Origin of the sequence: Thiohalorhabdus denitrificans (assembly GCF_001399755.1) — a bacterium.
Classification (GTDB): Bacteria; Pseudomonadota; Gammaproteobacteria; order Thiohalorhabdales; family Thiohalorhabdaceae; genus Thiohalorhabdus; species Thiohalorhabdus denitrificans.
Window position 1 is genome coordinate 131399 of sequence record NZ_LJCP01000011.1, and the last position, 21658, is coordinate 153056.

At 68.7% G+C, this 21658-nt stretch carries 22 protein-coding genes, 1 other RNA gene and 1 riboswitch; of the genes, 6 read left to right on the forward strand and 17 right to left on the reverse strand.

What is annotated here, in order from left to right:
* Positions 1-33: 33 nt before the first annotated feature.
* The 9 genes from mraZ to AN478_RS10140 form a co-directional block, all read right to left on the reverse strand.
* Positions 34-477, reverse strand: a complete 444-nt coding sequence (gene mraZ / locus AN478_RS10105) for a division/cell wall cluster transcriptional repressor MraZ (RefSeq protein WP_054966496.1) — start codon at positions 475-477, stop codon at positions 34-36.
* A gap of 183 nt (positions 478-660) precedes the next feature.
* Positions 661-1025: RNase P RNA component class A (rnpB, locus tag AN478_RS11635), an RNA gene on the reverse strand.
* A gap of 30 nt (positions 1026-1055) precedes the next feature.
* Positions 1056-1499, reverse strand: a complete 444-nt coding sequence (locus AN478_RS10110) for a ClpXP protease specificity-enhancing factor SspB (RefSeq protein ID WP_054966497.1) — start codon at positions 1497-1499, stop codon at positions 1056-1058.
* Between the two features lie 116 nt (positions 1500-1615).
* Positions 1616-2638 (reverse strand): NAD(P)H-dependent glycerol-3-phosphate dehydrogenase, encoded by a 1023-nt coding sequence (locus AN478_RS10115; protein WP_054966498.1) that lies wholly within the window; start codon positions 2636-2638, stop codon positions 1616-1618.
* Between the two features lie 2 nt (positions 2639-2640).
* A complete protein-coding gene (locus tag AN478_RS10120; protein WP_074471283.1) occupies positions 2641-3093 on the reverse strand; it encodes an SH3 domain-containing protein in 453 nt (150 codons plus the stop codon).
* A gap of 2 nt (positions 3094-3095) precedes the next feature.
* Entirely contained in the window at positions 3096-3563 is a 468-nt protein-coding gene (secB, locus tag AN478_RS10125; RefSeq protein WP_054966500.1) for a protein-export chaperone SecB, read from the reverse strand.
* A gap of 59 nt (positions 3564-3622) precedes the next feature.
* A complete protein-coding gene (grxC, locus tag AN478_RS10130) occupies positions 3623-3895 on the reverse strand; it encodes a glutaredoxin 3 (protein ID WP_054966501.1) in 273 nt (90 codons plus the stop codon).
* A 19-nt stretch (positions 3896-3914) separates the two neighbouring features.
* Positions 3915-4334, reverse strand: a complete 420-nt coding sequence (locus AN478_RS10135; RefSeq protein ID WP_054966502.1) for a rhodanese-like domain-containing protein — start codon at positions 4332-4334, stop codon at positions 3915-3917.
* 26 nt (positions 4335-4360) lie between these two features.
* On the reverse strand, positions 4361-5407 hold the full coding sequence (locus AN478_RS10140; protein WP_054966503.1) for a complex I NDUFA9 subunit family protein: 1047 nt from the start codon (positions 5405-5407) through the stop codon (positions 4361-4363).
* Between the two features lie 223 nt (positions 5408-5630).
* Between AN478_RS10140 and AN478_RS10145 the strand changes: the two genes are divergently transcribed.
* The 3 genes from AN478_RS10145 (at position 5631) to AN478_RS10155 (ending at position 9936) form a co-directional block, all read left to right on the forward strand.
* Positions 5631-6995 carry an NAD-dependent succinate-semialdehyde dehydrogenase gene (locus AN478_RS10145; protein WP_176758726.1) on the forward strand — a complete coding sequence of 455 codons (1365 nt, stop codon included), beginning with the start codon at positions 5631-5633 and terminating at the stop codon, positions 6993-6995.
* A gap of 305 nt (positions 6996-7300) precedes the next feature.
* Complete coding sequence (locus AN478_RS10150; RefSeq protein WP_054966504.1) at positions 7301-9364, forward strand: thioredoxin domain-containing protein; 2064 nt, start codon at positions 7301-7303, stop codon at positions 9362-9364.
* A 167-nt stretch (positions 9365-9531) separates the two neighbouring features.
* On the forward strand, positions 9532-9936 hold the full coding sequence (locus tag AN478_RS10155) for a rhodanese-like domain-containing protein (RefSeq protein ID WP_054966505.1): 405 nt from the start codon (positions 9532-9534) through the stop codon (positions 9934-9936).
* Here AN478_RS10155 and AN478_RS10160 read toward each other — a convergent pair.
* Together AN478_RS10160 and AN478_RS10165 are read right to left on the reverse strand one after the other, a co-directional pair.
* Complete coding sequence (locus AN478_RS10160) at positions 9920-10885, reverse strand: GGDEF domain-containing protein (RefSeq protein ID WP_054966506.1); 966 nt, start codon at positions 10883-10885, stop codon at positions 9920-9922. The genes AN478_RS10155 and AN478_RS10160 overlap by 17 nt on opposite strands.
* 4 nt (positions 10886-10889) lie before the next feature.
* Positions 10890-11180: a helix-turn-helix domain-containing protein gene (locus AN478_RS10165; RefSeq protein WP_074471266.1), complete on the reverse strand. Its 291-nt coding sequence runs from the start codon at positions 11178-11180 to the stop codon at positions 10890-10892.
* A 95-nt stretch (positions 11181-11275) separates the two neighbouring features.
* On the opposite strand from AN478_RS10165, the gene AN478_RS10170 reads away from it, so the two are divergent.
* The gene (locus AN478_RS10170) at positions 11276-11956 is read left to right on the forward strand and encodes a S24 family peptidase (RefSeq protein ID WP_082433023.1); all 681 of its coding nucleotides are present in this window, start codon (positions 11276-11278) and stop codon (positions 11954-11956) included.
* A 96-nt stretch (positions 11957-12052) separates the two neighbouring features.
* Here AN478_RS10170 and AN478_RS10175 read toward each other — a convergent pair whose 3' ends face one another.
* From AN478_RS10175 to lipA, 6 genes are all read right to left on the reverse strand, one after another.
* Positions 12053-12988 (reverse strand): carbohydrate kinase family protein, encoded by a 936-nt coding sequence (locus AN478_RS10175; protein WP_054966508.1) that lies wholly within the window; start codon positions 12986-12988, stop codon positions 12053-12055.
* 53 nt (positions 12989-13041) lie between these two features.
* The gene (gene gcvPB / locus AN478_RS10180) at positions 13042-14508 is read right to left on the reverse strand and encodes an aminomethyl-transferring glycine dehydrogenase subunit GcvPB (RefSeq protein WP_054966509.1); all 1467 of its coding nucleotides are present in this window, start codon (positions 14506-14508) and stop codon (positions 13042-13044) included.
* Positions 14509-14731: 223 nt separating this feature from the next.
* Positions 14732-16075, reverse strand: coding sequence for an aminomethyl-transferring glycine dehydrogenase subunit GcvPA (gene gcvPA / locus AN478_RS10185; RefSeq protein ID WP_054966510.1), 1344 nt, complete (start codon positions 16073-16075; stop codon positions 14732-14734).
* A 3-nt stretch (positions 16076-16078) separates the two neighbouring features.
* On the reverse strand, positions 16079-16468 hold the full coding sequence (gene gcvH, locus AN478_RS14140) for a glycine cleavage system protein GcvH (RefSeq protein WP_054966511.1): 390 nt from the start codon (positions 16466-16468) through the stop codon (positions 16079-16081).
* A 44-nt stretch (positions 16469-16512) separates the two neighbouring features.
* Positions 16513-17637: a glycine cleavage system aminomethyltransferase GcvT gene (gene gcvT, locus AN478_RS10195; protein WP_054966512.1), complete on the reverse strand. Its 1125-nt coding sequence runs from the start codon at positions 17635-17637 to the stop codon at positions 16513-16515.
* A gap of 52 nt (positions 17638-17689) precedes the next feature.
* The gene (gene lipA / locus AN478_RS10200) at positions 17690-18580 is read right to left on the reverse strand and encodes a lipoyl synthase (protein WP_054966513.1); all 891 of its coding nucleotides are present in this window, start codon (positions 18578-18580) and stop codon (positions 17690-17692) included.
* 225 nt (positions 18581-18805) lie between these two features.
* Positions 18806-18897: riboswitch (glycine riboswitch) on the reverse strand.
* Between the two features lie 556 nt (positions 18898-19453).
* Here lipA and AN478_RS10205 point away from each other — a divergent pair.
* On the forward strand, positions 19454-20224 hold the full coding sequence (locus AN478_RS10205; RefSeq protein ID WP_054966514.1) for a class I SAM-dependent methyltransferase: 771 nt from the start codon (positions 19454-19456) through the stop codon (positions 20222-20224).
* A gap of 159 nt (positions 20225-20383) precedes the next feature.
* Complete coding sequence (gene metK, locus AN478_RS10210; protein ID WP_054966515.1) at positions 20384-21550, forward strand: methionine adenosyltransferase; 1167 nt, start codon at positions 20384-20386, stop codon at positions 21548-21550.
* Positions 21551-21658: the final 108 nt, after the last annotated feature.

Here is a 21658-nt window from a genome sequence, read left to right on the forward strand (position 1 = left end):
CCCAGTGCAGCCTCCATTCCCGGCCGGACCCGCTTACAGGCCCAGCTCCGCCAGGACCTCCATGGCACCTTCCATGGAATCCAGGCACTGCTGTTGCTGCTGGGACCACTGCTCCTGGTCCCAGATCTCGAACTTCTTGATCTGGCCGGCCACCACCACCTCGCGTTGCAGACCCGCGAAGCTCCGCAGGGTCTGCGGAACGAGGATGCGCCCCTGGCGGTCCAGCTCGCACTCCACCGCGTTGCCCACCAGAAAGCGCTCCAACTGGCGCACCTCCCGGCGCAGCATGGACATCTCCCCCAGGCGGGACTCGATGCTTTCCCATTCCGGAAAGGGGTAGGCGGCCAGGCAGCGGTCCGGGTCCACCGTTACCACGACCTGTCCGTGGCTGTTGGCCTCCAGCAGCTCTCTATACCGGGACGGAATGGACAAACGTCCTTTCTCGTCCATCGTATGCTCGAAGGCCCCACGGAACATTGTCCCACCGTACCCCACTGCATCCCACTTTGTCCCCCTTCAGCGAACTCTATTAAGGGCCTACCCCCCCGTCAAGGAAATTCCCCGGCCGCCCGGGATATCCGAATCCGCCATAAAACCAAACAAAAAAGCCCGCCATCAGGCGGGCTTGAGGACCTTCCGGTCTTTCCAGCAATGAATAGGAATCGAGGTGGGCCGATAAGCCGGGTTCTGTCCCCGCCGTCCAGAGGGCGACGGGTGGGAGCCATTCATCTGGGACGGCCGTTACCGACCGCCTCGAGCAGCCTACCCGGGAGCGACGCGGGCCACGCCCATGCTCCCCTATTCGGCCTTGCTCCGGGTGGGGTTTACCGTGCCGCCGCCGTTACCGACGACGCGGTGCGCTCTTACCGCACCCTTTCACCCTTACCCCGCCCCATGGGGGCGAGGCGGTTTGCTTTCTGTGGCACTTTCCCGGGGTTACCCCCGCCGGGCGTTACCCGGCACCCTGCCCTGTGGAGCCCGGACTTTCCTCCCGCCTTGTGGCGAGCGACTCCCTGGCCCACCCCGATCTGAGCGGTTGGGACGGACGGGCCGTCCTACTTGATGACCTTCAGATGGCCGGCGCGCTTGCCCTCCCGGCCGGTGTCGTTGGAGGTGTCCTCCGAGGCGCCCTCGGTGTCCGCGGCGGCCTCCTCGGATCCGTCCTCACTGTCCGCGCCCTCCTGGACAGGGAACAGCCAGGCCAGCACCGCCGCCTGCTGGTCGGGATCGAACACCTGGACCACCGCCGACCAGGGCACCGCGCAGTTGAAGGCGCGCCCCCCGAAGCGGGTGGACACCTCCACGCCCCATTCGTTGACCACCGGCACCTGGGTGGCCATGTTCAACGCCAGGGTGCAGCTGTCCCGGTCCAGGTACTCCGCGGGCAGGGCCGAGGCCTCTTCGCCCACTGAGGGAACCACGTGGACGAAGCACCGCCCCTGGCGCTCCAGGAGCGCTTCCACCATCAGACGTTTCATCTCGGCGATCTTGTCCGCCATCTCTCCCTCCGGCCGAAGTGCGCCCGCGCGCCCCTCCGTGGCCGGGGCGACGCAGCGGGCCTGGATATTGGGCTCACACCCTCGCTGGAAGTTCCGCGCGTCCCGCAGCAGGGGGCTCAGGCTTGATCGTCCCGGGCGCTCAGGGGCTGCTCCGCCTTGGGACTGCGGTGCATCAGGCTGTGCAGGGCCTGCCGCGGATCCTCCCCCTCGTACAGGACGCGGTAGACCTGCTCGGTGATGGGCATCTCCACGCCGAGCTCGCGGGCCTTGGCGTGCAGGGCGCGGGCGGCCCGCACCCCTTCGGCCCGGCGCCACAGGGTGGCGGGCACACGGTCCACCGCGGTGCCGCGGCCCAGGGTTTCGCCTAGCTGGTGGTTGCGGGAAAGGGGCCCGGTGCAGGTGAGCACCAGGTCCCCCAGCCCGGTGAGGCCGGCGAAGGTCTCGGCCTGACCGCCCCAGGCCACCCCCAGCCGGCTCATCTCCGCGAGCCCCCGGGTGATGAGGGCCGCGCGGGCGTTGTAGCCGAGGCCCATGCCGTCGGCGATGCCGGCGGCGATGGCGATGACGTTCTTGACCGCGCCCCCCAGCTCCACCCCCACCGGGTCGTCGCTGGTGTAGACCCGCACGGGGTCGCAGCGGAACCAGGCGGCCATGGCCTCGGCGCGGCCGAGATCGGGCTGGGCCACGGTGATGGCGGTGGGCAGGCCCCGCCCCACCTCGTCGGCGAAGCTGGGCCCCGAGAGGACGGCCCAGCCGGCGGTGCGCTCGCCAAACACCTCTGTCAGGACCTCGTGGGCCAGCTTGCCCGACCCCTCCTCCAGGCCCTTGGTGGCGCAGACCACCCAGGACCCGGAATCCGCATGGGCGGCCACGGCCGTTGCCACGTCACGCAGCACGGCGCTGGGGACCGCCAGCACGAGGCGCCGGCAGCCCGCCACCGACGCCATGTCGGCGGTGACCGTCACCTCCTCGGGGAAGGGGACCCCGGGCAGGTAGTCCCGGTTCTCCCGGGCCTCCTGCATGGCCGCCGCCCGCTCGGGGCTCCGGTCCCAGAGGAGGACCCGGAAGCCGCACCGGGCCAAGTGGATGGCCAGGGCGGTGCCCCAGGCGCCCGCCCCCAGGACGGCGGCCCGCTCCATGCTCAGTCCCCCCACACCAGCGCGGCGTACACCCAGCCCTTCTCGCCGTCGGCATGCTGGACGTGCACCCAATTGTCCCGCTTGCCGAGGTAGCGCAACAGGACGTGCTGCTCCGCCTGGAAGACGATGTCGTGGCTCGTGTCCGGCCCCTCGCGGACGTTCACCAGCCGCTTGGTCACCAGCACCGTGCGCCGATCGGACAGCAGGCGCTCGGCCACCCAAGCCACGTCGCCCTCGTAGTCCTCCACCCGGGCCCAGCCGTTCCGGGTCTCCAGGACCCGCACGGGATAGCCGTAGCTGACCACCCACTGCCGCGGGTGTTCCGTTCCGGGGCCGGCCCGCAGGTTCACCTTGCCCGCGTCGATGGACTTGTAGGGGGCGGCCCCGGCGGGATTGCCCGCCAACAGGGCGAGTCCCGCCAGGACCGCAACCGCACCGACGCGCCATCCGGCCACGATCAATGCTCCCCGGCTTCCCCCGCCTGCTGCTGACGGGACTGCTCGTAGAGGGCCTGGAAGTTCACCGGATCCAGGAGGAGCTGCTGGAACCCGCCGTGGGTCACCATATTGGAGATGGCCTCCCGGGCGTAGGGGAACAGGATGGTGGGGCAATTGATCCCCATGAGCTGCTCCAGCTGCTCATCGGGAACCCCCGACACCCGGAACAGCCCCGCCTGCTGCACCTCGGCGATAAAGACCGTCCGGTCCTCATGGGTGGAGCGCACGGTCACCGTGAGCACCGATTCCACATGGCCCTGGTCGCTAACCACCCTGCCCTGGGTCCCCAGCTCCACGTTCACCTGCGGCTGCCCCTGCCAGGTGAACACATCCGGCACGTTGGGGGATTCGAAGGAGACATCCTTGACGTACACCCGCTCCAAGGCGAATACAGGCTGTTCCCCCGAGGCGCCCTGCTCTTCACTCATACCCGCTCCCGTCGTCCGCGCGTGACCGTACCCACCGTTCCGGGCCCCAGGGAGGCCCGCTACTTTTCCGCGGCGGCCTCCGCCAGCAGGGGATCCAGCCCCCCCTTCTGGTCGAGGGCCTTCAGCTCGTCGAAACCGCCGATATGCTGGCCGTTGATGAAGATCTGCGGCACCGTGCGCCGTCCCCCCGAGCGCTCCAGCATGCGCGCGCGCTCCTCCGTATGGACGTCCACCAGGGTCTTCTCCGGCTCCACGCCCTTGGAGCGCAGGAGGGCATCGGCCATGCTGCAGTAGGGGCAGATCCGGGTGGCGTACATCTCGACTCGTGCCATGATCGTCCTTCCTCGGGGATCACTTCTCCAGCGGCATGCCGGCCTGCTGCCAGGCCATGGTGCCGCCGCTGAGGTTGTAGACGGACGTGAACCCGGCCTTGCGGAGGCGCAGCGCCGCGCTGGCCGAACGGTTGCCGGAGCGGCAGACCATCACCAGGGGCGTCTCGGACTGCTTGTAGCGCTCCAGCTCCGTAAGCCGGTCGGAGATCTGGCCCAGCGGCACATGCACCGCGTTGGGGATGTGCCCCTGCTGCCATTCCTGATCCTCGCGCACGTCCACCACCTGGGCGCCCTCCTGGTTGACCAGGCGGACCGCCTCGGCCGGGTCCACCGAGCGGATTCCGGTGAGCCACATGGTGATGGGGCCCTTGAACATGATCCCGGCCAGCACCACGAGGCCGGCCACCAGAAGCCAGTTGTCCTGCAGAAATTCTACCATTCATCCCTCCCCAGACCGGCGCGGGCTCACTGATCCCGCCGGGCGGCGGCCCGGTATTTGTACAGATCGTCCATGGAGCGGTTCCGGTCGCCGATGTAGGTGGGCACCACCGCCTCCACGGGCTGCGGGTCGATCCCGAAGATCTCCGGGAAGGGTCCGTCGCAGACGTTGTCCTCGCCCAGGCTCAGGAGCTGGTCCCGGGTCAGGGGCTTCCCCGGAACCCGCTCCAGGAAGGCGGCCTGCACCCAGGCCAGCCAGTCCGGCATGGACCACACGCGCCGGTTGACGCCCTCCAGCTCGGCGATGATGCGAATGATGTCGGCGAAGGCGTACTCATGGGGTCCGCACAGCTGGTAGGTCTCCCCGTGGGTGCGCGGGTCGCCGAGGGCCTTGGCGTAGGCCTCGGCCACATCCTCCACCCAGACCGGAGCGAAGCGGGTATCCCCCTTGGGCAGGGGGAACACCGCCGGCGTCCGCCGCAACAGCTTGGCGAAGCGGGTAAAGAAGCTGTCGCCCTCCCCGAAGATGATGCTCGGCTCGAAGATGGTGACGTCCAGGCCCTCGCCGCGGGTCATCTTGGGCCCGTTCAGCCAGGATTCCGGCAGCCCCTCGCTGCGCTCGCCGGCCTCCCGCATGATTCGGGCGCCCAGGCCCTTGGAGCGCTGGTATTGGCTGGGGGCCAGCGGGTCCGCCCCGTTGGCGCTCATGTGCAGGACCCGGCGGATGCCCGCCCGCTTGGCCGCCTTGACCACCATGCGGGGCAGCTCCACGTGGGCGGCGTGGAAATCGCCACGCCGCTCCGGCGGATAGTCCCGGCGTCCGGGCCGCTTCTCGGCGAGGATGCCCACCAGATTGATGACCGCGTCCACGTCCCGGAAATGCCGGTCCAGATCGGCCTGGCGCAGGGGGTTGCCCGCCACCACCTCCACGCCGGGCATGACCCGCATGTCCTGATGGCGGGCGATATCGCGGGTGACCACCCGGGCCTCATAGCCGTGTTTGTGGAGACGGTGGACCACGTGGCGGCCCACGAACCCACTGCCGCCCAGCACACAGACCCGCTTGATGCTCATCCGTTTCTCCCCAGGCTTTTATGCTTGAAACTGTGGTCGGGCCCCGTCCGTCAGCCTGGAGCCCTTCGGGAGGGCATAGGGGAAGCCCCGTCACCCGCGCGGAAACGGGGCCCTTTATCCCTTGCTTGAAGGGAGTTTATTCTCAAATGGGGCCTGCCTCCCGTCAAGGAGGCTCGGCGGCCGCCGCCCTCCCCCGCCATCCCACACAGCAGGAGCGGCAACCATGGTGATGGAATCGATCAATCCCGCCACCGGGGAAGTCCTGGAGGTCTTCGAGGAGCTCACCGACCAGCAGCTGGAAACGGCCCTGGAGGCCAGCCGGGAAGGCTTCTCCGCCTGGTCCGCCACCACCTTCTCCCAGCGCCGCAAGGTGCTGCAGGCGGCCGCCGCCCTGCTCCGCCAGAACACGGGGGAATACGCCGAGCTCATCAGCCGCGAGATGGGCAAGCCCGTCAAGGAAGCGCGGGGCGAAGTGGAGAAATGCGCCTGGGCGTGCGACTACTACGCGGAGCAGGGCGAGCGCTTCCTGGCCTCGGAGCCCATCGACACGGACGCCAGCCGCAGCTACGTGCGCTACGCCCCGCTGGGCCCGGTCCTGGCGGTGATGCCCTGGAACTTCCCCTTCTGGCAGGTGTTCCGCGCCGCCGCCCCCACCCTGATGGCGGGCAACGCCATGCTGCTCAAGCACGCCTCCAATGTCCCCGCCTGCGCCGCCGCCATCGAGGGGATCCTGGCGGAGGCCGGCCTGCCCCGGGGCACCTTCCAGAACCTGGCCATCGGCTCCGGCCGGGTGGAGGCGGTCATCAACGACCCGCGGGTCCGGGCCGTCACCCTCACCGGCAGCGAGGCGGCCGGTCGCAAGGTGGCCGCCACCGCCGGGGCGGCCATCAAGAAGACCGTCCTGGAGCTGGGCGGCTCCGATCCCTTCCTGGTGCTCGAGGACGCCGACCTGGACGAGGCGGCCCGGGTGGCGGCCACCGCCCGCACCATCAACAGCGGCCAGAGCTGCATTGCCGCCAAGCGTTTCATCGTCGCCGACCGGGTGGCCGACGACTTCCTGGAGCGCTTCCGGGCGCACTTGGAGGAACTCCGTCTCGGCAACCCCGCCGAACCGGAAACCCACATCGGTCCCCAGGCCCGGCACGACCTGCGCGACACTCTGCACCGCCAGGTCCGGGACAGCGTCAAGGCCGGGGCCGACCTGCTCATGGGCGGGGAGATGCCCCCCGGGAAGGGCTACTACTATCCGGTCACCCTCCTCGACGGGGTCACCGAGGGCATGCCCGTGGCCGATGAGGAGACCTTCGGCCCGGTGGCCCCGGTCTTTCGCGTGCCCGACGACGAGGCTGCGGTAGCCCTGGCCAACCGCAGCCGCTACGGCCTGGGCGGCGCCGTGTGGTCCGCGGACCGCGAGCGGGCGGAGGCCGTGGGCCAGCGGTTGGAGGTGGGCTGCGTGTTCGTCAACGGCATGGTGAAAAGCGACCCCCGCCTGCCCTTCGGCGGGATCAAGGCCTCCGGGTACGGCCGCGAGCTCGGCCAGCAGGGCATCCGCGAGTTCACCAACGTCCAGAGCGTCTGGATCGGCTAACTGCGCGGATCACCGCCAAGGACGCCAAGAAGACCCAAGACGAGAGGTTTTCTGTCTACTGCCTATTCGGTTTAGTTCGGGAATTGGTTAAAGCCCCACCCCAGGCCGTATTGGGAGGGACTAGGCCAGCCACCCTTTTGGCTAATCGCGGCTGATAGCCGCTCCCACAACCACAGCTTCTGAGCTAACCGGATCGCCGGTTTCTGTTTTCCTTGGCGTTCTTTGCGCACTTGGCGGTTTTCTCACTTTTTGCATCTTGACCAATTTGGTAGGTTTTTCCTTTCCACCTACCGCAGGAGCCCATCATGGCCGGCGAGGTGCTCACCGAAAACCGCCTCGGGGCCTGCTCCAGCCCCTACCTGCAGCAGCACGCCGACAACCCCGTGGCCTGGCAGCCCTGGGACGAGGCCGCCCTTCAGCTGGCGCGGGACCTGGAGCGGCCGATCCTGCTCTCCATCGGCTATTCCGCCTGTCATTGGTGCCACGTCATGGCCCATGAATCCTTCGAGGATCCCGACCTGGCCGAGCGCATGAACCGCCTGTTCGTTCCCATCAAGGTGGACCGGGAGGAGCGCCCCGACCTGGACCAGATCTACCAGCTCGCCCATCAGCTTATGAACCAACGCGGCGGTGGGTGGCCGCTTACCGCCTTCCTGACCCCCGACCAACGGCCCTTCTTCATCGCCACCTACTTCCCGCGGGAGGCCAAGTACGGCATGCCGGGCTTCGGGGAGGTGCTGGAGAAGGTGGCCGAATTCTATCGGGATAACGGCGAGGCCGTGGCCCAGAACGGTGACGCCGTGGTGGAGGGCCTGCGGAGCATCAGTCCCGCCGGGGCGGAGCCCCTCGATGGCCAGGCGGTGCAGCGGCTGCGGGGCGACCTGGACGGCGACTACGACCCCCAGCACGGCGGCTGGGGCGGGCACCCCAAGTTCCCCCACGCCGGGGAGGTGGTTTTCTGCCTGCGCCGGGAAGCCCTGGACGGCGACGTCCGGGCGGGAGGGATGGGCCGGCACAGCCTGCGGGCCATGGTGGACGGCGGCCTGTACGACCACCTGGGCGGCGGTTTCTTCCGCTACTGCGTGGACGCCGATTGGATCATTCCCCACTTCGAGAAGATGCTCTACGACAACGCGCAGCTCCTCGGCGTGCTGGCCGACGCCCACGCCGGCACCGGGGAACGGCGTTACGCCGAGGCCATCGGCGAGACGGTGGGCTGGCTGGAGCGGGAGATGCGCCATCCCGAGGGGGCCTTCTACGCCACCCTGGACGCCGACAGCGAGGGGGTGGAGGGGGCCTACTACCTCTGGTCCTACGGGGAGGTATCCGCGCTCCTTGGGGAGGCGGAGCTGGCGGTGGCCACCCGGGTCTACGGGCTGAGCCGGGCCGGCAACTTCGAGGGCAGCAACCACCTGAAGCGGATCCGCGAGCCGGAGGAGGCGGCGACGGAGCTGGGCATGGATGCCGAGCGGGCCCACCAGCTCCTGGCCACCGCCCGCGAGCGGCTGTTCACGGCCCGGCAGGACCGGACCTATCCCGGCCGGGACGAAAAGGTCCTCACCGCCTGGAACGGCCTGCTCATCGGCGGGCTCGCCCGGGCCGCCCGCGCCACCGGCGAGACCCGCTACGGCGCACTGGCCCGCGCCGCCGTGGACTTCATCCGCCAGCGGCTGTGGGACGGGGATCGCCTGCTCGCGGTGCACAAGGACGGCGTCTCGCACCAGCCCGGCTACCTGGAGGACCACGCCTTCCTGCTTAACGGTCTCCTGGAGCTGCTCCAGGAGGACTGGCGGGACGCCGACCTTGCCTTCGCCCGCGAGCTGGCCGACACCCTGCTGGAACGCTTCGAGGACTCCGGCGAAGGCGGCTTCTTCATGACCGCCCACGACCACGAGGCCCTGATCCATCGCCCCAAACCGGGCCTGGACCAGTCCCTGCCCTCCGGCAACGGCGCCGCGGCCCAGGGCCTGCTGGAGCTGGGCCACCTGCTCGGGGAGCCGCGCTACCTGGACGCCGCGGAGCGGGCCTTGCGCCTGTTCATGCCGGAGCTGAAGGCCCATCCGGGGGCCTACGTGGCGCTGATCACGGCCCTGGAGGACGCTGTCCAGCCGCCCACCCTGGCAACCCTCCGCGGTGGTGCAGCGGCCGCGGAATGGCAGCGTGCCGCCCGGACCGGCTATCATCCCCGCCGCCGCATCTACCGAATACCGGAGGATGCGGCGGACCTGCCGGAGGCGCTGGGCAACCGCACGCCCCGCGGCGAAGTGACTGCTTACCTCTGCCACGGCACCGAATGCTCGGCCCCCATCACCGACCGCCCGGCCTTCGAGGCGGCTCTGGCCGAGGGGCCGGAGCCAACGGGGGACTAACCGCTGAGGCGCCGAGGACGCGGAGACCAAACAATAACCGACCTGCGGCCCGTTTGGCCTCGTGCCGGGCTCCGCCCTGCCTCCTCACCGTCGTCCTCTGCGCCCTCCGCGTCTCTGCGGTACCATTCCCCGCCCACATTGCACCAAGACCTTACCGAGGAACGACCATGGCCAAGGCCCTGAAGGATTTCGTCACCGAAGCCCGCGGACGCATCCGTGAGATCGACCCGGACAGTGCCGAAGAGATCCTCGAGGATCGGGAGGAGGTCCTGATCCTCGACGTGCGGGAGCCGGACGAGTTCGCCATGGGCCACATCCCCGGTGCGGTCAACGTCCCCCGCGGCATCCTGGAATCCGCCGCCGACCCCGACTACAAGAACCCCCATCCCGTCCTGTGCCGGGCCCAGGAGCGCCCCATCCTGCTCTATTGCAAATCGGGAGGGCGCAGCGCCATGGCCACCGCCACCCTCCAGGAGATGGGCTTCGAGGAGGTCTACAACATCGCCGGCGGAGCGGCGGTGTGGATCGGGGACGACTGCTCGTGGGAGGGGGAGCTCAAGGAGGACGTCTGACCGGCCCCGGCAGCACCCCCATGCGGACCCGGTTCTTCCCCTCGGCCTTCGCCGCGTACAGGGCCCGGTCCGCCGCCGCCAGCAGGCACTCGCCGAGGGCCTCCTCCCTCCGGCCCAGGCCCGCGAGCTTACCCCCGGCCGTCCCGATGCTGACCGTCAGCACGGATCCGGGGGCCGCTTCGGGGCCGGGCAGGGCAGCCCGCATGAGCCGTTCGCGGAATTCCTCCGCCTTGGCGCGGGCCGTTTCGGGGGCCGTGTGGGAGAACAGGATCGCGAATTCCTCCCCACCCAGGCGGGCCGCGGTGTCCTCGCGGCGCACGAACCCCGCCAGGGTCTCTCCCACCGCCCGGAGAACCGCGTCTCCCGAAACGTGGCCCAGGCGGTCGTTGACCCGCTTGAAATCGTCCAGGTCCAGATAGGCGAGGCTGACGGGGTAGCCGTGCCGGCAGGAGCCGTCCACCGCGGCCCCCAGCCGCTCCCGGAAGCTGCGGCGATTGGGGAGGCCGGTCAGGTCGTCCCTGACGGCCGCGCGCTCCAGCCGCCGCAGGCGGCGCCCCTCGCTGGTGAGATCCACCACTCCCAGTAGGTCACCCTCCAGGCGGGGTATCGGCCCCCGATTACGCGTCACCCGGAACCAGCTGCCCCCCACCTCGCAATAGACAGGGCCAGCGGGAGTAGCGGCGTCCCCGGCCAGCAAGGGTCCGATCCAGGGCCCGATGGCGGGGTGGGCGCCCAGGGCCTCCAGCGGCCGCCCCAGCCAATGTTCCGGATGCAGGCCCCACCAATCCTGCAAGGCCTCACTGACCCAATGGATGGTCCGGCCCCGGTCCGTGAGCAGGCCGCCCGCCCCCAGCCCCTCCAGGATTCCCTCCAGGCAAGCCTCCGGTGGGCCGGCGTCCCGACAAGCGGGGCAGTCCCCGCACCCTGCGTTGCGCTCCTCTCCTGGCATTGGCTCATTCCCCCGGGGTGGTATCCTGCCCGCTGTCCCCATGGGTACAGGGGTCCGAGGGCCGCCTATCCGTCGCCTCCGGATCCTCGGGGTCTTCGGCCCCGTGAAGGCTGGGCCATAGGTCCCGCGGTTCCAGGCCGAGCGTCTCGGCGATGAGCCGCTCCGCCCGCGGATAGGGGCGCCGCAGCGCATGCTTCAGGGCGTCCGACCGATAGCCATGGGCAAAGCTCAGCCGCCGTAGCGACCATCCGGCCTTGTGCAAGGCAGCCACGATGTCCGCGGGGTCCCAGTCCATGCCGCTCCCATTTGGCAGCCCATAACGCAAAAACGGTAGAAACATACCAAAAACGGCACCACCAAACAAACCTATCCGACAGTCACCCCCAAGCAATGAGCCCACCCGCCCCCGAAACGCCTCAGGACCCTACCCATGCCCCCCTGTCCGGATTGGGCGAGCGCATCGCCGCCCTTGCGGACAGGGTTGGGGGCAAGCGGCGCCTCGCCGCCAAGGCAGGCGTTCGCGAGAGCCAGCTCTTCCGGTACATCCGGGGCGACAACATCCCCTCCCTGGCCACCGCGGCGGCCCTGGCGGATGCGGGAGACGTCTCCCTCGAATGGTTGGCCTACGGCACCCCTCGAAGCGGGGGCCCCGGCCCGGGGGGGATCCGCGACGGCAACGGGGCCTACACCTCGGAATCGGAATGGGTCGCCCCTTCCCGGTTCGGCGACGGCATCGCCCCCCTGCGCTTCCAACGGACCTGGCTGGAATCCCAGCACCTGGACCCGGAATCCCTGCTGCTCGCCGAGAGCCCGGACGACGCCATGGCCCCCACCCTCCAGCCCCGCGACCTCGTACTGGCCGACGCCCGGGCGACGCGCGTGGAGACCGCCGGGCTGTACCTCTTCCTGCTCGAGGGGATCGCCGTTCCCCGCCGCGCCGTCCCCCTGCCGGACGGCGCCCTGCGCGTGGGCTGCGACAACCCCGTCTATCCCGAGCTCACCATGCCCCGGGAGGATCGCTCCGGGCTCCGGGTCCTGGGCCGGATCGCCTGGGCCGGCCGCCGGTACTGACTCCCCCTCTTCACGGGACAACCCCCTGCCCCGGAAGCCGCACAAAAAAAGCCCGCCCCTGGCGGGGCGGGCCTTTTGGCTCGGGGGCGCCTCGGCCTAGAAGCTGCTGCCGAAGTTCTCCTCCATCCGGGCCTTGAACTCGTCGATGGTGAACGAGTGGTTCTGGGGGCCCTTGGACTCGATCTTGTAGGCCCCCATCGTGGCGGCGATGCGCCCCGTGGTCTCCCAGTCGAAGCCGTTGGTCAGGCCGAACAGCAGGCCCGCGCGGTAGGCGTCGCCGCAGCCGGTGGGGTCCTCGATGGAGTTCGGCTTGGCGGTGGGCACGTGGACCATGCCGTCCTGGGTGTAGATCTCGGAGCCCTCGCCGCCCTTGGTGACGATCAGGGTGGAGACACGCTTGGACAGGTCCTCGGCGGTATGGCCGGTCTTGTCCTGCACCATCTGCCACTCGTAATCGTTCACCGCCAGGATCTCAGCCTCGTCCACGCGCTCGAGCAGCTCGTCACCGGAGAACATGGGCAGGCCCTGGCCCGGGTCGAAGATGAACGGGATGCCCGCCTCCTTGAACTGCTTGGAGTGCTCGATCATGGCGTCCTTGCCGTCCGGGCTGACGATCCCCCATTCCACCTTCTCGGTGACATCGGCGATCTTCTGCTGGTGGGCCTCGCCCATGGCGCCCGGGTGGAAGGCGGTGATCTGGTTGTCGTCCTCGTCGGTGGTGATGAAGGCCTGGGCGGTGAAGTGCTCCGGGATCTCCTTCACGTACTTGCGGGAGATGCCGTGCTTGTCCATCCACTCGGCGTAGGGGCCGAAGTCGGTGCCCACCGCGCCCATGGCGATGGGGTCATCGCCCAGCAGCTTGAGGTTGAATGCGATGTTGCCGGCGGTGCCGCCGAACTCGCGGCGCATGCTCGGCACCAGGAAGGCCACGTTCAGGATGTGGACCTTGTCCGGCAGGATGTGGTTCTTGAACTTGTCGTGAAACACCAGGATGTTGTCGAACGCGAAGGATCCGGCGATCAGGGCGCTCATGGTTTACTCCTTCGTGGGGTTTTTCGGTAATCGGGCCGCAGGGGCCGGCTTGTTTAGCCGGCCGCCTTGCGCTCCCCGTTCCAGGCCAGGTCCAGCTCCTTGGCCGCGCGCACATCGTCCAGGCGCTTCACGGGGAGGGTATAGGGGGCGTTCTTGACCGTCTCCGGCTCCGACTCGGCCTCCTGCCGGACCTTGGCCAGCACGTCGGCGAAGTGGTCGAGGGTCTCCTTCGCCTCGGACTCGGTAGGCTCCACCAGGAAGCACTCGGGCACCGACAGCGGGAAGTAGGCCGTGGGCGCGTGAACCCCGTAGTCGAGCATGCGCTTGGCCACGTCCATGGCCGCCACGTGGGCCTCGGACTTGGCCAGGTCCTCCAGGGTGAGGATGAACTCGTGCATGGCCCGCCGCTCCGGGTACGCCACCTTGTAGTGGGGCCGCAGCTTCTCCATCAGATAGTTGGAGTTGAGCACCGCGTGCTCGGCGATGCGCTCCATGCCCTCGCGCCCCACCATGCGGATGTAGGCGTAGGCGCGCAGGAGGACCCCGATGTTGGCGGGGAAGGCGGTCATGCGGCCAATGGTCTGCGGGCGCTGCTGCTCGTACTCCAGGAAGTAGGAGCCGTCCTCGCCCTCGGCCACCAGCGGCACGGGGACAAAGGGGAGCAGGCGCTCGCTCACGCCCACCGGCCCCGCGCCCGGTCCCCCGCCGCCGTGCGGCGTGGAGAAGGTCTTGTGCAGGTTGAAGTGCATGACGTCGAAGCCCATCTCGCCGGGCCGTACCTTCCCCAGGATGGCGTTGAGGTTGGCGCCGTCGTAGTAGAGCAGGCCGCCGGCATCATGGACCTTGTCGGCGATCTCCTTGATGCCCCGCTCGAACAGGCCGAGCGTGGAGGGGTTGGTGATCATCAGCCCCGCGGTGCGCTCCGACAGGGCCTCCTCCAGGCTCTCCAGGTCGATGTCGCCGTCGGGCTTGGTGGCGATCTCCACGGTCTTGAAGCCGCCCATGGAGGCGGTGGCCGGGTTGGTGCCGTGGGCGGAGTCGGGGACGATGATCTCGTCGCGGTCGTGGTTGCCGTGGGCCTCGTGGTAGGCCCGGATCATGGCCACGCCGGCGTACTCGCCCTGGGCCCCCGCCGCCGGCGCCAGCGACACCGCGTGCATGCCGCAGATGTCGGCCAGCATCTCCTGCAGGTCGTAGAGCACGGAGAAGATGCCCTGGCTGAAGCGCGCCGGCGTCTCCGGATGGCGGTTCAGGAAGCCCGGCAGCATGGCGGCCTCGTTGGCGCCCCGCGGGTTGTACTTCATGGTGCACGACCCCAGGGGATAGAACTGGGTGTCGATGGAGAAGTTCTGCTGCGACAGCCGGGTGTAGTGGCGGACCACGTCCATCTCGCTGGCCTGCGGGAGGCCCAGCCCGGAGCCGCGGCGCTGGCCCTCCGGCAGGTCGTCCAGGGCCACCTCCCCGCGGGGCATCTGCGCCCGGTTGGTCCGCTCCTCGCGGCTATGCTCGAAGATCAGCATGGATGCTTCCTCGTCGGTAATCGGGCCCCTCAGGGGTTCGGGGCGCTCGTAGGCAGCGGATTGACCGCAGGGGCGCGGAGGAGGCTGAGGAAAACAGCGCCGGCCTCCTTGGGGCCCGATCTGGCGGCTGTGGGGAAGCTTTCCGCACCCGCCTCGATTGGGCCCGGGCAAACTTCCGCCTTCCTCTGCGCTCTCCGCGTCTCCGCGGTTCCTGCCCCTTGTTCTACAACACCGCCTTGAGGGCCTCGGCGAAGGCGTCCAGGTCGGCGTCGGTCTTGGTCTCGGTGGCGCACACCAGCAGGGTGTCGTCCAGGCCGTCGTACTCCCGGCCCAGGTCGAAGCCCGCCAGGATGCCGTGATCCTGCAGCGCCTCCACCACCTTGCCGGCCGGTTTGGGCAGGCGCAGGGCCGCCTCGTGGAAGAAGGGCCCGTCGAAGCGCTGCTCCACGCCGTCGATGGCGGTGAGCCTGTCCACCAGCTTGCGGGTGTTGGTGTGGCTTACCCCGGCCGCCTGCTTGAGACCCTCTTCCCCCACCAGACCCATGTAGATGGTGGCCGCGGTCATGGCCAGGCCCTGGTTGGTGCAGATGTTGGACTTGGCCTTGGCCCGGCGGATGTGCTGCTCGCGGGCCTGCAGGGTCAGGGCGAAGCCCTCCTTGCCATCGGTGTCCACCGTGCGCGCCACCAGTCGTCCGGGCATCTGCCGCACCAGCTTCTTGGTGGTGGCCATCAGGCCCAGATAGGGCCCGCCGCTGGACATGGGCAGTCCCAGGGGCTGGCCCTCGCCCACGGCGATGTCCGCCCCCCACTCGCCCGGGGGCGTCAGCAGGGCCAGGGACATGGGGTTGACCACCGCGATCACCAGGGCACCGCGCTCCTTGGCCCAGGAGGCCAGGGCCTCGGCGTCCTCCAGCCGGCCGAAGAAGTTGGGCTGCGGTACCACCAGGGCGGCGTGCTCGTTGGCCTCCCCGACAAGGGCGCCGGGGTCCACGACGCCGGTGGCCTCGTCATAGGGCACCGTCTCCAGGGTGATGCCCTGCGCCTCGCAGAAGCTGTGGGCCACCCGGCGGTAGGAGGGGTGCACGGTCTCGGGCACCAGCACCTTGTGGCTCTTGCCCTTGTGGGCACGCACCGCCATGAGGATGGCCTCGGCCAGGGCCGTGCCGCCGTCGTAGAGGCTGGCGTTGGCGGCCTCCAGGCCGGTGAGGCCCGCCACCATGGTCTGGAACTCGTAGATGGTCTGCAGGGTGCCCTGGCTGGCCTCCGCCTGGTACGGCGTGTAGGCGGAGTAGTACTCCCCGCGGGTGGCCAGCTCCCAGACCGCCGCGGGGATGTGGTGCTCGTAGGCCCCCGCGCCGACGAAGGTGCGCAGCCCCGCCTCGTCGCGGGCGGCCCGCTCGCGCATCAGGCGCATGAGCTCCATCTCGGAGAGCCCCTCGGGCACCTTCTCCAGAGGCTTGGCCCGGATGTTTTCGGGGATCTCCGCGAACAGCTCCTCCACGCTCGACACCCCGATGGTGTCGAGCATCTCGCGGACATCCGCCTCGGTGTGCGGAATGAAAGGCATGCGCTACTCCTCGGACTCGCACAGCTCCCGGTAGGCCTCGGGACCCATGAGCGCCTCCACCTCGCTCTGGTCGCTGGGCTTCATGCGGAAGATCCAGCCGCCGTCGAAGGGCTCCTCGTTGACCTTCTCCGGGCTATCCTCGAGGTCCTCGTTGGCGGCCACGATCTCGCCGGAGATGGGGGCGTAGATGTCGGAAGCGGCCTTCACGGACTCCGCCACCGCCACCTCGTCACCGGTGGCGACGGTGTTCCCGGTCTCGGGCAGCTCCACGAACACCACGTCGGAAAGCAGGTCCTGGGCGTAATCGGTGATCCCGATGGAGACCGTGCCGTCGCTCTCCTCCTTCACCCACTCGTGGCTCTTGGTGTAGCGGCGATCATCCCGGACATCCATGGCGTTCCCTCCTTGTACAGGGCTTGTTCGGCGGGGATTTGCAGTCAGATTTCGAAATTGGCCTGGCCGGCCTTCACGAACGGCGGCCGAACCAGCTTGGCGGGCAGCTCGCGGCTGCGCACCACCACCTTGGCCGCGCGGCCCGGCTCGGCGGCCGCCGCCGGGACCCGGACCAGGGCGATGCCGCGCTCCAGGGTGGGCGAGAAGGTACCGCTGGTGATCTCCCCCACCTCCTCGAGGCCGTCGAAGTGGACCTCCTGGTGGCTGCGCAGCACGCCCTTACCCTCCAGCACTAGGCCGATGAGCTTGCGCTGCGGGCCCTCGCTGCGCTGCCGCTCCAGGGCGGCGCGGCCGATGAAGTCGCGGTCCGCCGGCTCCCAGGCGACGGTCCAGGCCAGTCCCGCCTCCAGAGGGGTGGTCGTCTCGTCCATGTCGTTGCCATACAGGTTCAGACCCGCCTCCAGGCGCAGGGTATCCCGCGCTCCCAGGCCGGCCGGGCGGGCCCCCGCCTCCACCACGGCGTTCCAGAAAGCCACCGTGTCGTCGTCGGGCAGGGCGATCTCGTACCCCGATTCCCCGGTATAGCCGGTCTTGCCGACGAACAGCTCGCCCAGCTCGCTGTCCACCACCGCCGCCTGGAACCCCTTGAGGGCGTTCACCGACTCGGCCGCGGCGGTGCCCAGCAGGGGCGGCAGGATCTCCTCGGCGCGCGGGCCTTGCACGGCGAGCAGGGAGAGGTCGTGGCGCTCGGTGATCTCCACCCCGGGATAGGCCTCGTCCCGGCGGGCCCGGATCCAGTCGGTGTCGGTCTCCCGGCGGCTGGAGTTGACCACCATGCGGAACCAGTCCTCCCGCATGGCGTAGACGATGAGGTCGTCGATTACGCCGCCGTCGGCCGTGCACATGCAGGTGTACAGGGCCCGCCCTTCCCCATCGTCCAGCTTGGCCACATCGTTGGCCAGCAGCCTACGCAGGAAAGGCCGGGCCTCGTTCCCGGTGAGGTCCACCACCAGCATGTGGGAGACGTCGAAGATGCCGCAGGCCTGGCGCACCGCGTGGTGCTCCTCCACCTGCGAGCCGTAGTGCAGCGGCATATCCCAGTCCCCGAAGGGCACCATCTTGGCCCCGCTGGAGACATGGGTGTCATACAGTGGCGTTCTCAGCCCCATGGTCGCTTTCCCTTGTTGCTTCCGTCGGGCCGCCGGAGCACCGGCGGCGCGCCTAGCCCTGGACCTCTTCGGCGTGGTAGGAGCTCCGCACCAGCGGGCCGGCCTTGATCCAGGAGAAGCCCATCTCCCGGCCCGCCTCCTCCAGGGCGGCGAACCGGTCGGGATGGATGTATTCCTGCACGGGGAGCTTGTCCCGAGCCGGCCGCAGGTACTGGCCCAGGGCCAGCCGGGTCACGCCCACCTCGCGCAGGTCGCGCATGACGGCGAGCACCTCGGCCTCCGTCTCACCGAGGCCGAGCATGAGGCTGGACTTGGCCTCCACGCCCTCGATGGCCGCGGCGCGCTCCAGGACGTAGAGGGAGCGGGCGTAGTCGGAGCCCGGGCGGACCGGCTTGTAGAGCCGCGGCACGGTCTCCACGTTGTGGCCCCAGACGAGCGGGGCCTCCGGCGCGATGGTGGCCACCGCGGGGTCCACCACCTTGCGGAAATCGGGGGTGAGCAGCTCCACCCCCATCTCCGGCTTGTGCGCGCGCAAGGCCCGCACGGTGGCGGCGAACAGGCCGGCGCCGCCGTCGTCCAGGTCGTCGCGGTTCACCGAGGTGAGCACCACGTACGACAGATCCATCTGGGCCGCGGCGTCGGCCACCCGCTCCGCCTCCGAATAGTCGGCGGGCACGCCGGGCTTGCCGGTGGCCACCGAGCAGAAGCCGCAGGCGCGGGTGCAGGTCTCGCCGAGGATCATGAAGGTGGCGGTGCCGCGGCTCCAGCACTCACCGCGATTGGGGCAATTGCCCTCCTCGCAGATGGTCACCAGGCGGTTGCCGTGCACCGCCCGGGCCGTGGCCCCGTACTTGCTATCCCGGGCGTCGCCCAGGGCATATCGGATCCACGAGGGCATGCGCGAGGCATTGCCGCCGTGGAACTTGATCGGCTGCTGGTCCATCGTGGCTTCCTCCCGTGTCGCGGGATCGGCCGTCATCGCCCAATAAAAAAGGGGAGGACGGCACACCCGTGCCATCCTCCCCTCTGTACTGGAAACCTGAGAGTTCACTTCGCCGCAAAATCCCTGCCCATGCGAAGGGCGATCAGGGAGTTTGGAGCGAAGCTACCCCTTCGGTGCCCTGCCGGCGCCCCGCACGGGAGCCACGGCCAGGTCTCTCCAGAGCCCCATCCCCCGATGGTCCTTTTGCCTGAGAGCTTCCGGGAGGAGTTTCCCCTTCGGCGCCCCGCCTACGGCGGGGTCTCTCCCATCGGGATCGTCTGGGCCGCACAAATTTTCACTTCTTCTCGGCGAAAACATTGTATGGTGATTGGTGATGCTGTCAATGACCGACCCGGGCTTCACCCCGCCCGGGCGGGCCGGTCGGGAGGCCGGCCAATTCCCGGCAATGCCGCACCTTTTTCCGCAAATCCCCGCACTGGCGGGGGAAGCGCATTTGGTCATGCTTGAAGTTGGTGATAGGATACCGTGCAGTTCAAACCGAGCAGGCGACTTCTTGCTTCCTGACACCGCTTCGTGCTTTGCACACATCCCTGGCCGCCGACCGCTGGTCCCGCTCCAGGCTGCACCATCTTCCGAAGCCCGCGCCGGTGGATCCTCCGCCCCGCGCGGGCCGTCGTGCTTACCTCCGCACACCATCGCGAAGGCCGTTCGTGATTCGGCTCCCGCTCGCGCGCCCCGGGGTTCCGGGGCGCGCCGCACCCGTTACGCCCCTCGGGGCGACCACGCCCGGGCACTGCGCCAACCCGCCCTTCGCCCCTAGCGGCCGCCAGAATTCGCCAATATCCGTCTATCATCGAGGGAGGAGTTTCTCCTATGGGGATTCGAAACGAGAACACCGGGCTCGAGCATGAGCAGTACACCCCGGACTTCGCCGACTACTGGGACCACCTGGTCGGCTGGGAAAATCGTGAGGAGGGCGAAGGCGGCTTCTACGAGCGCCTGCTGGCGGCCTCCAACTGCGAGACCGTGGCCGATGTGGCCTGCGGTACCGGCTACCACGCCATCACCCTGGCCAAGAATGGCTTCAAGGTGACCGCCTCCGACGGCTCCGACAACATGGTCCGCAAGACCGAGGAGAACGCCAAGCAGGTGGGCGTGGACCTCGAGAGCACCAAGACCGTGGACTGGGTCAAGCTCTCCAAGGACCTCGGCGAGAACACCTTCGACGCCGTGCTCTGCCTCGGCAACTCCTTCACCCACCTGTTCGAGCACGAGGCCCGGCGGGACGCCCTGGAGGAGATGTTCAAGGTGGTGAAGCCCGGCGGCATGGTCGTCATCGACCACCGCAACTACGACTCCATGCTGGAGCACGGCTACAGCTCGAAGCACAACTACTACTACTCCGGCAAGGGCGTGGATGCCTACCCCGCGGAGCTGAACCGCTACCTGGCCCGTTTCGAGTACGTATTCCCGGACGGCGCCAAGTTCCAGCTCAAGATGTACCCGCTGCGGCAGGACTACGTCTCCCACCTGCTGGAAGACGCGGGCTTCATCAACGTAGTCCGTTACGGCGACTTCGAGAAGCCGTACGACCGCGACGAGGTGGACTTCATCCAGCAGGTGGCCTACAAGCCTCGCGGCTGATCCGGGTCACCCCGCCCCGTCCCGCCGGGGTATGTATCCCGGCATGAACGGGCGAGGCGGGCGGCGAGTTTCCTGTAGCACCGCGCGCCGGAGGGCTCCGGCGCGCCCCAAAGATTTCATCAACCCTCAACTTTTTGCAACACGAGGAGCATTTCGGGTATGGCACGCGAATATCTCTTCTCCTCCGAATCGGTTGGAGAAGGCCATCCTGACAAGGTGGCCGACAACGTCTCGGACGCCATTCTGGACGCCCTGCTTGAGCAGGACCCCATGTCCCGTGTGGCCTGCGAGACCATGGTGAACACCGGCATGGCCATCATCTCCGGTGAGATCACCAGCGGCGCCAACGTCGATTACACCGACGTGGTCCGCAAGACCATCACCGACATCGGCTACAACAGCAGCGACATGGGCTTCGACGGCAACACCTGCGCCGTGCTCATCGGCCTGGACAAGCAGTCCCAGGACATCGCTCAGGGCGTGGACGAAGGCACCGGCCTCGACCTCGACCAGGGCGCCGGTGACCAGGGCCTGATGTTCGGTTTCGCTACCAACGAGACCGAAGACCTCATGCCCATGCCCATCCAGTACGCCCACAAGCTGACCGAGCAGCAGAAGGTGCTGCGCAACAACGGCAAGCTTCCCTGGCTGCGTCCTGACGTGAAGTCCCAGGTGTCCGTGCGCTACGAGGGCAACACCCCCAAGGCCATCGACGCCGTGGTGATCTCCACCCAGCACGACGAGAGCGTCAGCCACGATGACCTCAAGGAGGCCATCCAGGAAGAGGTGATCAAACCGATCATCCCCTCCTCCATGCTCTCCGACGACACCAAGTACTTCATCAACCCGACCGGCCGGTTCGTGATCGGCGGCCCCGTGGGCGACTGCGGCCTCACCGGCCGGAAGATCATCGTCGACACCTACGGCGGCATGGGCCGTCACGGCGGCGGCGCCTTCTCCGGTAAGGATCCCACGAAGGTGGACCGCTCCGCCGCCTACGCCGCCCGCTACGTGGCCAAGAACGTGGTGGCGGCCGGCCTCGCCGACATGTGCGAGGTGCAGGTGGCCTACGCCATCGGCATCGCCAACCCGGTTTCCGTCCACGTCGAGACCTTCGGCACCGCCAAGATCGACGAGGAGAAGATCGAGCAGCTGATCCGGAAGCATTTCGATCTGCGGCCGAAGGGCATCGTGCAGATGCTCGACCTGCTGCGGCCGATCTACAAGAAGACCGCCTCCAACGGCCACTTCGGCCGGCCGGAGCCGGAATTCGGCTGGGAGAAGACCGACAAGGCCGAGGGCCTCAAGGCCGACGCCGGGCTTTAAGCTTCGCGGACGCCGCGGTCGCCCCGGCTGGCCCGGTCTAGCCGGGGCTTTCTAACAGTTTGTCTTTTTGCTTCGCGAATTACGGCAACGGTTCCGTTTCGCGATATG